Below are 12,709 nucleotides of genomic sequence, written 5' to 3' on the forward strand. Positions count from 1 at the left end.
GGGCGGCGGGGATGACCATCGAGGACACCGCATTCGCCGCGCCCTCGCTGGACGCCGACCGGTTCGATCCCAACGGGCCACTGCCGACCGGAACCACTGTGCTCGAGGCGAGCGCCGGTACCGGCAAGACGCATGCGATCGTCGGGTTGGCGGTGCGATATGTCGCCGAGATCGGGATCGATATTTCGCAGCTGTTGCTGGTGACATTCAGTCGGGCCGCAACCCAGGAGCTGCGAGAACGGACGCGGGACCGGTTCGTCGCGGTGGCGGCGGCACTGGCCGATCCCCAGACGGCTCGGGCCCATGCCGATGAGCTGATTCGGCTACTGGCGCAGGCGGATTCGGCCGAGGTACTGCTGCGGCAGCGTCGATTGCGCACCGCGCTTTCGGATTTCGATGCCGGGACCATCGCGACGACGCACAGTTTCTGCCAGCGCATGCTCGACGAACTCGGGTTGGCGGGCGAACATGATCCCGGGTCGCGCTTGGTCGAGACGATCGATGATCTGATCGGCACGGTCGCCGATGACCTGTACCTGAACCGGTATGCCCGTGCGGAGCCGCCGTTTTCGCTGAAGGAGGCGCATACACTCGCGCTGGCGGCGGTGCAGGATCGCCACGCCGTATTGGTGCCGAAGGGGGACGGCCCTGCGGGGGAGCGGGTCGCCTTCGCCGCCGCGGTGCGCGCGGAAACCGAGCGCCGCAAACGCCTCGCCGGACTGCGCGACTTCGACGATCTGCTGGTGCTGCTGCACGATGTGCTCGTCGATCCGGAGCATGGGCCGCGGGCCTGTCGCCGCATTCGTGATCGGTATCGGGTCGCCCTGGTCGACGAATTCCAGGACACCGATCCGTTGCAGTGGGACATCTTGCGGCTGGCCTTCCACGGGCATTCGACCCTGGTGCTCGTCGGGGATCCGAAGCAGGCCATCTACGCATTCCGCGGCGCGGAGGTGCTCAGCTATCTCGATGCCGTCGCACACGCCGATACCCGCAAGGAGCTCACCGACAACTGGCGTAGCGATGCGGGTCTGCTTGCCGCACTGGATCATCTGCAGGGCGGTGCGGCTTTGGGGCACAGGGAGATCACGGTCTACCCGGTCACCGCGACCCGCGGTTGGTCGCGACTGTCCGGACCAGCGGAACTGACGACGCCGCTGCGAATGCGGTGTCTGCCGCGCACTGGTGCGGGCCCGTTGAACAAATCGGGATTCCCGGCCGTCGGGCGCATGCGGGCGAAGGTTGCCGATGACCTCGCGGCCGATATCGTGCGACTGCTCGAGTCCGGTGCGCTGTTCGAGGCGAAGACCGGACCGCGGCCGATCGGGCCCGGCGATATCGCGGTACTGGTGCGGACTCGATCTCAAATCGACGTGGTGCGAACCGCTTTGGACCGAGTCGGCGTTGCCTCCGTACTCGCGGGTGGCACCAGCGTCTTCGTCACCAGCAGTGCGACGGACTGGCTCTGGCTGCTGCGCGCGCTCGAACAGCCCCACCGCTCCGACCGTGTCCGCCTTGCCGCCTGCACACCGCTGCTCGGCGTGACGGCGGTCGAAATCGACAGCGGCGGTGCGGATCTGGTCGGTCGTATCTCCGCCCAACTGCGGGAGGCGGCCCGGCTGTTCGCCCGCGCGGGTTTCGCGGCGGTCTTCGAAAAAATCTCCGCCGAAGCGAATCTGGCCCAGCGACTGCTCTCGGTCGAGAACGGCGAACGGGAGCTGACCGATCTGCGGCATATCGCGCAGCTGCTGGATCAGGTCGCATTGAGCGAAGGTCTCGGCCTCACCGCGCTGACCCGCTGGCTTGCCGACCGCGTCCGCGATCCCGCCTCCGGGTCGGTCGCCGACCGCAGCCGCCGCCTCGATCGCGATGCCGCGGCCGTGCAGATCGCCACCGTGCATGCCAGCAAGGGACTCGAATTCCCCATCGTCTACCTGCCTTTCGCGTGGGACAACGCGAAGAACCCGTACCCGCAGACCCTGCTGTTCCACACCGACGACGGCGCCCGGGTACTCGATGTCGGTGGTCAGGACGCGTTTGGTTACGGCGAGCGCAAGCTGCGCAGCGAAACCGAGGAGGCGGGGGAGGAACTGCGCCTGCTGTACGTCGCACTCACCCGCGCGATGTGTCAGATCGTTCTCTGGTGGGCACCCGCGATCACTACGGCCAACGCGCCGCTGCATCGGATGGTCCTCGGCCGCCCGGAGGGTGGGGATCTCGTGCCGAGCAAGGCGGCGGTGCCCGCGGATGCCGTTGCGGTGTCGATGCTTTCGGCCTGGGCCGCCGGTGCGCCGGAGGCCATCTCGGTGGAAGGCGTCGAGCACACCGATACGGTCGAGATCCGCCGGGTGCGGAGCGAACTCCCGACCGGAGCGATCGCCGCCGCGCACTTCGCCCGCACCATGGACCTGCAGTGGTGTCGCACCTCCTATTCGGCACTGACGGCAGGTGCGCACGATGCCGCCATCCCCGAGGCCGAACCCGAGGACGACCGCGGCCCGTCCGACGAACCCGGCACGCCCCTGCTCGTCGAAACCGAACCCCCGATCACCGATGCGGCCCCGTCCCTGATGAACGCGCTGCCCTACGGCGCCGAATTCGGCACCCTGGTGCACGGTGTGCTCGAGCGAATCGATACCGACGCACCGGATCTGCCCACCGAGGTGCATACCCGCTGCCGTGCGGCGACTGAAGAGCTGATGGCCGAGGCCGATCCGGTGGTACTCGGCAACGCCCTGCTCGCCGTGCTGCACACCCCGCTCGGATTCGGTTGTCTCGCCGACATTTCCACCCGCGACCGGCTCAACGAACTCGACTTCGAGCTTCCGCTCGCCGGCGGTGACCTTCCGGGTGCGCAAACGGTCACGCTGCGCCGGATCGCCGATCTGCTGCGGACCCACCTCCAGGCCGACGATTCCTTGTCCAGCTATGCCGACCAACTCGCGTCCCTGGACGACACCCCACTGCGCGGCTACCTCACCGGCAGTATCGACGCGGTGCTGCGGATCACCGAAAACTCGGGCGCGCAACCACGATTCGTCATCGTCGACTACAAAACCAACCGCCTCGGCACCGGCGACCTCACCGTCGACCACTACACCCACGACCGCATGGCCGCCGAAATGCTGCGCTCGCACTATCCGCTGCAGGCCCTGCTCTACGCGGTCGCCCTGCACCGCTATCTGCGATGGCGGCTGCCCGGTTACGATCCGACGCGCCATCTCGGTGGTGCCCGCTACCTTTTCGTCCGCGGCATGATCGGTCCCGAAACCCCGTCGGGCTGTGGTGTTTTCGACTGGAATCCGCCGGCCGCGCTGATCGTCGCCCTGTCCGATCTACTGGCGGGGGAGGCTGCCCGATGACGTCGATCCAGGTGGCGCAGCGCGGAACCGGGCTGCTGCGCACGTTCAACGAAGCCGGTGTGCTCTCCGCCGCCGACGTGCACGTCGCTCTTCGATTGGGCCGGATGGGCCGGGAAACCTCGGAAGAGGTGCTGTTCGCGGCTGCGCTCGCGGTTCGGGCGGTGCGTTCGGGTTCGGTCTGTCTGGAACTGCACCGGATGCGCGAGATCGGCGTCGATGCCGATGAAACCTGGGATGCGGGTGCGGGAATCGATCCGGCGACGCTGCCGTGGCCGGACATCGATACGGTGGTCGCCGCGCTGCGGGTCAGTCCATTGGTGTGTGGGGGTCCGGCCGGTCCGTTGCAGCCGTTGCGGCTGGTCGCGGGACCATTGCTCTATCTGGACCGCTATTACCAGCAGGAGCAGACGATCCGCCGCGTGCTCACCGAGCGCTCCGGACACCATCCGAAGGTGGATCCCGCCATCGTGCGACGCGAACTCGACCGGCTCTTCGACGCCCCGGTCGGAGCGGCCCCGGACCGCCAGCGGATCGCCGCCGCACTGGCCGCGACGCACTGGACCACGGTGGTGGCGGGCGGACCGGGGACCGGCAAGACCCACACCATCGCCCGCATCCTGGCCCTGCTCGACGCGCATCAGCAGGCGCATCCGAAGTTGCCCGCACTGCGCATCGCCATGGCCGCGCCGACCGGCAAAGCGGCCGCGCGACTGCAGGAAGCGGTGCGCGAACAGGCTGAATCGCTCGCGCTACCGGAGTTGACCGCGGCAACCCTGCATCGTCTGCTCGGTTGGCAGCGCGGCCGAGCGACCCGGTTCCGGTACCACGAATTCAACCGATTGCCCTACGACGTGATCGTGGTCGACGAAACCTCCATGGTGTCGCTGACCATGATGAGCAGCTTGCTGGCCGCGCTGCGCCCGGATACCCGGCTGGTGCTCGTCGGCGACCCGGATCAGCTCGCCTCTGTCGACGCGGGCGCCGTCCTCGCGGATCTCGTCGCCGGACCCGTTGTCGGCGCGCCGAATCCGGTTCTCGAACAAGTCCTCGGTGCGGAATCCATTGTGGCCGACAGTAATCCGGAGGCGCTGACCGATCTCGAGCGAACGCGGCTGCGCGGCGGCATCGTCCGACTGACCCGTGGCCGCCGCTTCGGCGGCAAGATCGCCGAACTCGCTGTCGCGGTCCGCGCGGGTGATGCCGAGACCGCACTCGCACTGCTGCGGGCGGGCGGCGAAGAACTCTCGCTCCGCACCCCCGAGGACACCGCATCCGTTCGCGCCGATGTGGTGCGCGCCGCCGGCGCGGTCACCGCGGCCGCCCTCGACGGCGATGCCGCGGCCGCGCTGACCGCCCTCGAATACCACCGCCTCCTGTGTGCGCACGCGCAAGGTCCGTTCGGCGTCGAACGCTGGGACCGCATGGCCGGTGAGTGGGCCGCGGCCGGTGGCGCGGGGCCGGACTCGCATCAGGCGCCGTGGTATCCGGGCCAACCCCTGCTGGTCACCGCCAACGACCACGAGGCGCGCATCTACAACGGCGATACCGGTGTCATCGTGCGTATGCCCGACGGCTCATTGCGTGCGGCCCTGCAGCGCGGCAGCGAACCCTACCTGGTGCATCCGACCCAATTTCCGGCCGTGGTCACCGTCTTCGCCATGACCATCCACCGCAGCCAGGGCAGCCAGTACGACACCGTCTCGGTCGTCTTGCCCGAACCCGAATCCACCCTGCTCACCAGGGAACTGCTGTACACGGCCATCACCCGCGCGCGTCGCCACGTGCGCATCATCGGTACCGACGACTCGATTCGCGCCGCCATCGACCGCCGCGTCCTTCGTGCCAGCGGCCTGTCGCGCATCCCGGAGTCGAAGTGAGCCTGACCTGGGAATCTCACGTTTTCCGCGGCCCCGACGTCTACCCAGCGTGAGATTGCCTCCGTTCGAGGATGTGGTAGCCGAATACGGCCCGATGGTGCTGCGCGTATGCCGGGCCGTGCTCGGTCCGACGGATGCGGCCGATGCCTGGTCGGAGACCTTTCTGTCGGCCCTGCGGGCCTATCCCGACCTCGACCCGAAGACGAATATCGAGGCATGGCTGGTCACCATCGCGCACCGACGCGCGATCGATGTGGGGCGCGCACTGACCCGCGCACCCGTTCCCGCCGAAACGCTGCCCGAACGCACGGCGCCCGATGCCGATCCGGCCGATTACGACCCCGATCTGTGGCACGCGCTCGCGTCGCTGCCGACCAAGCAGCGCCAAGCGGTGGCCTACCACTACCTGGCGGGTATACCGCACGCCGAAATCGCTCAGTTGCTGGGCAATTCGACCGATGCCGCCCGTCGCGCCACCGCCGACGGCCTCAAAACATTGCGCAAGCTCTACCCGAAGGATCGAACATGATGGCCACCATCGACCGGGATCCGGACGGCCTCTTCGACGGCCTGAACCCGAACTCCGCCGAGATCCTGTCCCGATTGCGTCGACGGCTGGCCGCCGACGCCCAGGCCGCGGGCCTGCTCGACGTCGCATACCGCACGCTGGACACTCCCGTCGGCGTCTTGCTGCTCGCGGCGACCCCTGCGGGCCTGGCGCGGGTCGCCTACCCCAACGAGAACCATGACACCGTGCTCGCCACACTCGCCGAACGCATCAGCCCGCGCGTCCTGGCCGCTCCGGCGCGTCTGGATGCCGCGGCACGCGAGATCGACGAGTATTTCGCCGGTGCGCGAACACAATTCGATCTGCCACTCGATCTGCGTTTGACCGTCGGATTCCGCCGCCAGGTGATCGAGCACCTGAGCGATATCGGCTACGGGCATCGCGAGAGCTACGCAGATGTCGCTGCGGCCGTCGGCAATCCGCGTGCGGTTCGCGCGGTCGGCTCGGCCTGTGCGCACAATCCGCTGCCGGTGGTCATCCCGTGCCATCGCGTGGTGCGCAGCGACGGTTCGATCGGTCAGTACGTCGGCGGCGTTACCGCCAAGACCGCTCTGCTCACACTTGAAGCGGCGTGACGGGAGACGCTATGAAATCCTCTGCCGCGCTGGAAGAACGAGTCGAAGCGCAGCAGTGGCACGATCTGACCGAGGAGATCGACGCCTATGGCTGCGCCCAGACCGGCCCGCTGCTGAGCCCGGACGAGTGCGCCGAGTTCGCGCCATGTAACTCGGTCGTACTCCCGCCGACGCTGGCAAGATCGGCGGCGCGCTGGCTGGTAACCGGCTGCTGATCCTGCTCCCGTGCCACGGTGTGCTCGGGGCCGATGGTCCCTGACCGGTTGCGCGGGCGGGCTACTTGCCGAACGGGCCCTGCTCGACCTCGAATCGGCCGACCTCCTGCTGCCGCTGGGCGGATGACGGCGCGATCCGGAATATCGGTGGCGACTCTGTGCTTGCATGAGGGCATGACGAGCGCTGAGTTGTTGGTCGATGCCTTCGGACGGGTGCGGGAGAATGTGCACGGCGCGGTGGAGGGGCTCGGACAGGACGAGCTGGGGGCGCAGATCGATCCGGCCGCCAACTCCATCGCCTGGCTGATCTGGCATCTGACCCGGGTGCAGGACGACCATATAGCTGACGTGGCGGGACTGGAACAGATGTGGACGGCAGCGGGCTGGGCCAAACGGTTCGACCTGCCGTCGACCTGCCGTTCGCCGATGAGGCGACCGGCTACGGGCACCGCGCCGGGGAGGTCGCCGAACTCGGCGGGATTTCCGCCGAGCTGCTGTTGGGCTATTACGACGCGGTGCACACGCAAACGATCGACTATGTAACCGGACTGACCGATGCCGACCTGCCCCGCATCGTCGACACTCGCTGGGATCCGCCGGTCACCCTGGGTGTGCGGCTGATCAGCGTGGTGGATGACGATATCCAGCACGCCGGCCAAGCCGCCTTCATTCGCGGAGTTCTGCTGCGCCGCAGGTAGTTGGGGCCGGTTGAACCGAAACGCCCGTTCGGCGAGATCAGTCAGCTGTCTCGGGGGAGGAGCGGGGCGAGGGCTTGTGCGATTTCGGTGACGTTATCGCAGGGGGAGAGTTTGTGGGGGTGCTGGCCGCGGGGGTCGTCTACGAGGATGTAGAGGGAGCCGGATTTCATATCGATGTTGATGGTGCAGCCGCCGGGGACGTCGGGGCGGGCCTCATAGCGGAGGGCCTTGCGGCCGTCGATGGTGAGTTCGGTTGCGGTGGGGAACTTTTCGCTGATTTGGGCAAGGGTTCCGTTGGTCGTCTGGACACGGAATGTGTATGTGCTCTGCGCGACGTACAGGCAGCCTTTCCACTGGGAGTTGCCCGTCGAATCCTGCTCGGGTGTGGGGGTGCGGGCGTTCCATCGGTGCTCGGAGAGGAACTGGGGCGTCAGCGCGGTGCAGGGATCGAATGCTGTGTTCGATGTGCTGGACGGCGTAGCCGAGGCACCGGAGGTGACAGGCGTGGTGGATGTGGCGGTCGAGGTGGCACTGCTTCCGCCACCGCATGCCACGAGGACGATGGCCGCAGCCATGATCAGCAGCGCCGCTTTCGACGAGCGCTCGGCGCGGATCCTCATACGCGGATCTGCCGTATCCGGTGGGCGAAGTCTTCATCGGTGCGCTCGTAGGCGTCACAGATGGTCTTGAACAGGATCTGGATTTCCGTGGCGACCGCGATGTACTCGCCGATTGTGTCGTAAGCGTTGTTCGGGCCGCCGAATGCCTTCTCCCTGAACAATTTCACCAGCTCGACGGCCGAGGTCAGGCGCGGGTTGTCTTCACCGAGTCCCCAGGTCGACCGCTCACCGAGTGCACGTGCGTCGTTCTGGACCGAGGACAGGTCGATGATCAAGTTCCGGCACGCCGCGTCGATATCCAGAAACGCCTGCGGTTCCATCCGCACCTTCAGCGCCCCGGTCTTCGCATCCTCGATGTACCCGCCGAACGCACTGTCGACAGCCATAGTGGTCGCCCCTTCAACTAGTCCCGTCTGATCACAGAGACGCACGCGTCGACGAAACGGTTCCATCGAAAACACAGATTCCCGAAACCGGGCGTTTTCGGCGCCTCCCGCGTCATGATCCTCGACCGAACCGCAGCGGATAGGCTGGGGGGTGAAATCGGTGCGAATCGCACCGCCGAATATCGGAGGACGAGATCGATGACGATCGCTGGTGAGCATGTCGATGTGCTCATTGTCGGTGCCGGACTGTCCGGCATAGGCGGGGCGTATCACCTGCGGCGGGCCTTCCCGGAGAAGAGCTACACGATTCTGGAGAGCCGCGACGCGATCGGCGGCACCTGGGACCTCTTCCGCTATCCGGGAATTCGCTCCGATTCCGATATGTACACCCTCGGCTACCGCTTCCGTCCGTGGCTGGGGGAGTATTCGATCGCCGACGGCGCGGACATCCTCGACTATGTGCGCGCCACGGCCGCCGAGAGCGGGATCGACCGCCATATCCGCTTCCACCATCGCGTCGTCGGCGCCGAATGGTCGTCGCGGGAAAACCGGTGGACGGTGCGCGCCGAACGCACCGATACCGGCGAAACCGTCACTCTCACAGCCGGATTCCTGTTCTGCTGCTCCGGTTACTACCGCTATGACGAGGGCTACACCCCGGAATTCGCGGGTACCGAGCGTTTCGCCGGGCCGATCATCCACCCGCAGCACTGGCCGCACGATCTGGACGTCACGGGCAAGCGCGTAGTGCTGATCGGCAGTGGCGCGACCGCGGTCACGCTGGGACCGGCACTGACCGAACAGGGCGCGCACGTGACGATGCTGCAACGCTCACCGAGCTACATCATCTCCGCACCCGCCCGCGACGACCTCGCCGTCAAGGCCCGCAAATTCCTGCCGACCCGGGCCGCCTACGCGGTGGCCAGGGCCGAAAATGTGGCGCTGGCAACCGCGATTTACCAACTGAGTCAACGGTATCCGCAATCCATGCGCAAGCGGATCAAGGGCTGGCAGCGGCGCTGGCTGCCCGAGGGCTACGACATCGATACCCATTTCACCCCGACCTACAACCCCTGGGATCAGCGACTGTGTTTGGCCCCCAATGGCGACTTCTTCCGCGCGATCCGCAAGGGTCGATTGGACGTCGTGACCGATAAGGTCGAGACATTCACCGAGACGGGCCTGACCCTCGCCTCCGGTGCGACCCTCGATGCCGACATCGTGATCACCGCAACGGGTTTGAATCTGCTCGCCTTCGGCGGCATCGAACTCGCCGTCGACGGACAGCAGGTGCGCCTCGCCGAACACATGGCCTACAAGGCCATGATGCTGTCGGATGTGCCGAATTTCGCGTACATCATCGGATACACCAACGCCTCTTGGACGCTGAAGGCGGATCTGGTGTGTGAGTACGTCGTTCGGCTGCTACGCCATATGTACCGCAACGGATACGACCGCTGCACACCTGCGCGCGATCCGTCCGTCGGCGCGGCGTCGCTATTCCTGAATTTCAATCCGGGTTATGTCCAGCGCGCCGCCAGCCAATTCCCGATCCAGGGCACCAAGGCGCCGTGGCGCCTACGCATGAATTACCTACGCGATCTGGTCACGCTGCGCCACGGCAAGATCACCGATCGCGCGATGGTATTCGAACGGTCGCGGGATCGGGATCCGGTATCCACACAGAGCTGACGACTGGTCAGTGCGGCTCCGCCGACCGCGCGGCCGCGATATTGCGCAACACGCTGGTCGCGTGGTCGTCGAATCGTTCGCGTGGAATATCGATGGTGCCGTCCAGCCACGGGCGGTACATATACGCCATCGCGCCGAAAATGGCGTTCGAGTTGAGGCTGTTCTCGTACTGCTCCGGTGGGGTCTGTGGTCCGTCGTCACCCAATCCGATCGTGAGCGCGATCGGCGCGGTGAACAATTCGATGAGCTCATTGCCTCGGTCGCCGAGTACCCGGGTGGCCTGCGATTCCACGAACATGATCTGGCCGCGCCGACGATCCTCGACCAGATAATCGGTGAATGCCGAAATGGCATGGCGGAATAGTTTTTGCGGTTCGGGCGGTGTGGTGACAAGCGCCGCGAGCAGGCGTTCCTGTGCGCCGAGGACCACCGCTTCCAATGCCGCGGTGAGCAGTTTGTCCAGATTCGGGAAGCTCTCGTAGAAGTACCGCTCGGTGAGTCCGGCCTGCCTGCAGACCCCGCGCATGGAGATATCGGAGGCTCCGATCGTGGCCATCAACTCGATGGCGGCCTCGACGAGCTGTTCGCGGCGCGCGGCGATTCGGTCGGCCGGGGGCGTACCGCGCCAGCGGCGCATCCCCGGTATCGATCCATCGGAAACGGCGTCGTTCATGGCCCGATCCTCCCATAGTCGGGAAGTTGACATCATGTGATGTTGACAGCATTTGATGTCGGCAATACATTGATCGTCCGGGGACCAGACGTGAGGACCATCAGATGGGCATTGCTTACGCCGATCAGGCTCATGCCATCAACGCGCGGGACGTCAGCTTCGATTTCGATTCGGTGCCGATGCACTACATCCCCGGCGAAGTCATGGCCACCCACATCATCAATGTGATGCACCTGGTACTCCCCGAAGGCGAGCGTGCGATGGCGCAGGCGCTGGCCGAGGCCTTACCACTGATCGATGATGAGCGATTGCGGGAAGAGGTCCGCGGCTTCATCGGTCAGGAGACGATGCACGCCGGTTCCCACGAAAAGGCCCGCCACCAGTTGGAGCGCCTCGGACTCGAGGTCGGGCCGATGGTGGATCGCGTCGTCTGGCTGATCGATCGGCTGCTCGGTGACCACGGACTGTCCGGCCGGGCCAGACGCGAATGGCTGTGCGAGCGACTGGCCCTGTTCGCGGGGATGGAGCACTACACCGCCGTCATCGGCGAATGGCTGCTCACCAACGACAAATTGGCGGCCAAAGGGATGCATCCGGCAATGCTGGATCTCGTCCGCTGGCACGGCGCCGAGGAGGTCGAACATCGCAGCGTAGTCTACGACGCGTACATGCATCTCGACGGCGGCTACGCCCGCAAGGCGCGTCAGGCGTTGATCGCCAGTTCGGGATTGCTCGCGCTGTTCGTGATTTCGGGTGCCTACCTCTTCCAGCGCGACCCATCGCCGAACAAGGGCCGGTGGTGGCCGCTACAGCTGGTCAGTGCCTCGCTGCGCGGTGTGATCCCGAACCTCACCACCTTCGTGACCGAGATTCCGCGGTACCTGCGGCCGGGATTCCATCCCTCCCAACTCGGTCCGATGGATAACGCACTGCGCTACCTCGCGCAGTCGCCGGCGGCACGGGCACGCTCATGACCGCCGTCGAGGAGCAGTTCCGGCCGGGAGCCGGGCTGCGGATGATCGCGTCGGCCGTGGACACCTACAAGCGGGTATTCACCGAAGGGAAAGCGGCGCAGCTGCTTTCACGGCCACAGCCGGTACGGCGCACCGGCTACGATTTCGAGCTGGCGATCTTGGGAATCGAGGCCGAGGCCGACGAGGTGGTCAGCCTGACCCTGTGCGATCCAGGCGGGGCGGACCTGCCCGCCTGGACGCCGGGCGCCCATATCGATGTATTCCTGCCCTCGGGTCAGCAGCGGCAGTATTCGCTGAACAGCGACCCGGAGGATCGCAGCTGCTACCGAATCGCGGTGCGGTACATCGCCGATGGCGATGGTGGTTCCCGCGAGATCCACGAGCAGCTGCGCGTCGGCGACCGACTGTGGGTGCGTGGCCCGCGCAATGCGTTCCCGCTCATCGACGCACCGGAGTATTTCTTCGTGGCGGGCGGTATCGGGATCACACCGATTCTGCCGATGGTCACCGCCACCGAACGCGCCGGGATACCGTGGCGGCTCATGTACTTCGGACGCTCGCGGGCGCGGATGCCGTTCCTGTACGAGCTCGCCCACCTCACCGGTGGTGATGTGGTGGTTCGACCCGATGACGAGTTCGGGGTGCCGGATCCGCGGATGATCTTCGAGCAGACGCCGACCGGTGCCGCGGTATATGTCTGCGGACCACCGGCATTGGCGGAAGCCGCGCGCAAGGTGCTGTTGTTACATGATCCGATGGCCTCGCTGCACACCGAGCGCTTCTCGGCGGTACCGGTCAGCGACGGCGCGCCGTTCCGTATTCGATTGCGCCGCAGTGGAACCGAGGTCGATGTCGCCGCCGATGAGTCCGCGCTGAGCGCGATCCGGCGGGCGGTGCCCGGTGTCGCGTACTCGTGTCAGCAGGGTTTCTGTGGGACGTGCCGGGCGAGTGTAATCGCCGGTGAGGTCGAGCACCGGGACCACGCGCTACTGCCCGGCGATCGCAACAGTGCAATGCTCACCTGCGTATCGCGTTCTCGCGGTGGCGAACTCGAACTCGATCTGTAGAT

Annotated in this window: 11 protein-coding genes and 1 pseudogene; 9 read left to right on the plus strand and 3 right to left on the minus strand. The window is 66.3% G+C overall.

Translation table 11 applies throughout. The features are described from left to right. Positions 1 to 11 precede the first annotated feature (11 nt). The 6 genes and pseudogenes from ACQPXH_RS14385 to ACQPXH_RS14410 all read left to right on the plus strand — a co-directional run bounded on the left by ACQPXH_RS14385 (position 12) and on the right by ACQPXH_RS14410 (position 7,295). The gene (locus ACQPXH_RS14385; protein ID WP_433602845.1) at positions 12 to 3,362 is read left to right on the plus strand and encodes a UvrD-helicase domain-containing protein; all 3,351 of its coding nucleotides are present in this window, start codon (positions 12 to 14) and stop codon (positions 3,360 to 3,362) included. Next, a complete protein-coding gene (gene recD / locus ACQPXH_RS14390) occupies positions 3,359 to 5,239 on the plus strand; it encodes an exodeoxyribonuclease V subunit alpha (RefSeq protein ID WP_433602846.1) in 1,881 nt (626 codons plus the stop codon). The genes ACQPXH_RS14385 and recD overlap by 4 nt, the downstream gene beginning before the upstream one ends. A 49-nt stretch (positions 5,240 to 5,288) precedes the next feature. Beyond that, entirely contained in the window at positions 5,289 to 5,768 is a 480-nt protein-coding gene (locus tag ACQPXH_RS14395) for an RNA polymerase sigma factor (protein WP_433602847.1), read from the plus strand. Beyond that, positions 5,768 to 6,382 (plus strand): methylated-DNA--[protein]-cysteine S-methyltransferase, encoded by a 615-nt coding sequence (locus ACQPXH_RS14400; protein ID WP_433603452.1) that lies wholly within the window; start codon positions 5,768 to 5,770, stop codon positions 6,380 to 6,382. The genes ACQPXH_RS14395 and ACQPXH_RS14400 overlap by 1 nt, the downstream gene beginning before the upstream one ends. Before the next feature lie 11 nt (positions 6,383 to 6,393). Next, entirely contained in the window at positions 6,394 to 6,597 is a 204-nt protein-coding gene (locus ACQPXH_RS14405; protein WP_433602848.1) for a hypothetical protein, read from the plus strand. Between the two features lie 174 nt (positions 6,598 to 6,771). After that, a pseudogene (locus tag ACQPXH_RS14410) lies at positions 6,772 to 7,295 on the plus strand (mycothiol transferase). A 41-nt stretch (positions 7,296 to 7,336) separates the two neighbouring features. Here the strand turns inward: ACQPXH_RS14410 and ACQPXH_RS14415 are convergent. Together ACQPXH_RS14415 and ACQPXH_RS14420 are read right to left on the minus strand one after the other, a co-directional pair. Beyond that, positions 7,337 to 7,915 carry a DUF3558 domain-containing protein gene (locus ACQPXH_RS14415; protein WP_433602849.1) on the minus strand — a complete coding sequence of 193 codons (579 nt, stop codon included), beginning with the start codon at positions 7,913 to 7,915 and terminating at the stop codon, positions 7,337 to 7,339. Beyond that, on the minus strand, positions 7,912 to 8,301 hold the full coding sequence (locus tag ACQPXH_RS14420; RefSeq protein WP_433602850.1) for a hypothetical protein: 390 nt from the start codon (positions 8,299 to 8,301) through the stop codon (positions 7,912 to 7,914). Before ACQPXH_RS14420 ends, ACQPXH_RS14415 begins: the two co-directional genes overlap by 4 nt. 198 nt (positions 8,302 to 8,499) lie before the next feature. Between ACQPXH_RS14420 and ACQPXH_RS14425 the strand changes: the two genes are divergently transcribed. Further along, entirely contained in the window at positions 8,500 to 9,993 is a 1,494-nt protein-coding gene (locus tag ACQPXH_RS14425; RefSeq protein ID WP_433602851.1) for a flavin-containing monooxygenase, read from the plus strand. Positions 9,994 to 10,000: 7 nt separating this feature from the next. On the opposite strand, the gene ACQPXH_RS14430 is transcribed toward ACQPXH_RS14425, so the two are convergent. Further along, positions 10,001 to 10,666, minus strand: coding sequence for a TetR/AcrR family transcriptional regulator (locus ACQPXH_RS14430; RefSeq protein WP_433602852.1), 666 nt, complete (start codon positions 10,664 to 10,666; stop codon positions 10,001 to 10,003). A 104-nt stretch (positions 10,667 to 10,770) separates the two neighbouring features. On the opposite strand from ACQPXH_RS14430, the gene ACQPXH_RS14435 reads away from it, so the two are divergent. After that, positions 10,771 to 11,640 carry a metal-dependent hydrolase gene (locus tag ACQPXH_RS14435; RefSeq protein ID WP_433602853.1) on the plus strand — a complete coding sequence of 290 codons (870 nt, stop codon included), beginning with the start codon at positions 10,771 to 10,773 and terminating at the stop codon, positions 11,638 to 11,640. Further along, positions 11,637 to 12,707, plus strand: a complete 1,071-nt coding sequence (locus ACQPXH_RS14440) for a PDR/VanB family oxidoreductase (protein ID WP_433602854.1) — start codon at positions 11,637 to 11,639, stop codon at positions 12,705 to 12,707. Before ACQPXH_RS14435 ends, ACQPXH_RS14440 begins: the two co-directional genes overlap by 4 nt. The last annotated feature ends 2 nt before the right edge of the window (positions 12,708 to 12,709 follow it).

Source organism: Nocardia sp. CA-135953 (genome assembly GCF_050955735.1).
In the GTDB taxonomy this organism is placed as follows: Bacteria; Actinomycetota; Actinomycetes; order Mycobacteriales; family Mycobacteriaceae; genus Nocardia.

Bases quoted from the DNA above. Each gene is read 5' to 3' on its own strand.
- ACQPXH_RS14425 (WP_433602851.1), top strand. From the start codon at position 8,500: ATGACGATCGCTGGTGAGCATGTCGATGTGCTCATTGTCGGTGCCGGA.
- ACQPXH_RS14405 (WP_433602848.1), top strand. From the start codon at position 6,394: ATGAAATCCTCTGCCGCGCTGGAAGAACGAGTCGAAGCGCAGCAGTGG.
- ACQPXH_RS14400 (WP_433603452.1), top strand. From the start codon at position 5,768: ATGGCCACCATCGACCGGGATCCGGACGGCCTCTTCGACGGCCTGAAC.
- ACQPXH_RS14435 (WP_433602853.1), top strand. From the start codon at position 10,771: ATGGGCATTGCTTACGCCGATCAGGCTCATGCCATCAACGCGCGGGAC.
- ACQPXH_RS14415 (WP_433602849.1), bottom strand. From the start codon at position 7,915: ATGAGGATCCGCGCCGAGCGCTCGTCGAAAGCGGCGCTGCTGATCATG.
- ACQPXH_RS14440 (WP_433602854.1), top strand. From the start codon at position 11,637: ATGACCGCCGTCGAGGAGCAGTTCCGGCCGGGAGCCGGGCTGCGGATG.
- ACQPXH_RS14420 (WP_433602850.1), bottom strand. From the start codon at position 8,301: ATGGCTGTCGACAGTGCGTTCGGCGGGTACATCGAGGATGCGAAGACC.
- recD (WP_433602846.1), top strand. From the start codon at position 3,359: ATGACGTCGATCCAGGTGGCGCAGCGCGGAACCGGGCTGCTGCGCACG.
- ACQPXH_RS14385 (WP_433602845.1), top strand. From the start codon at position 12: ATGACCATCGAGGACACCGCATTCGCCGCGCCCTCGCTGGACGCCGAC.
- ACQPXH_RS14430 (WP_433602852.1), bottom strand. From the start codon at position 10,666: ATGAACGACGCCGTTTCCGATGGATCGATACCGGGGATGCGCCGCTGG.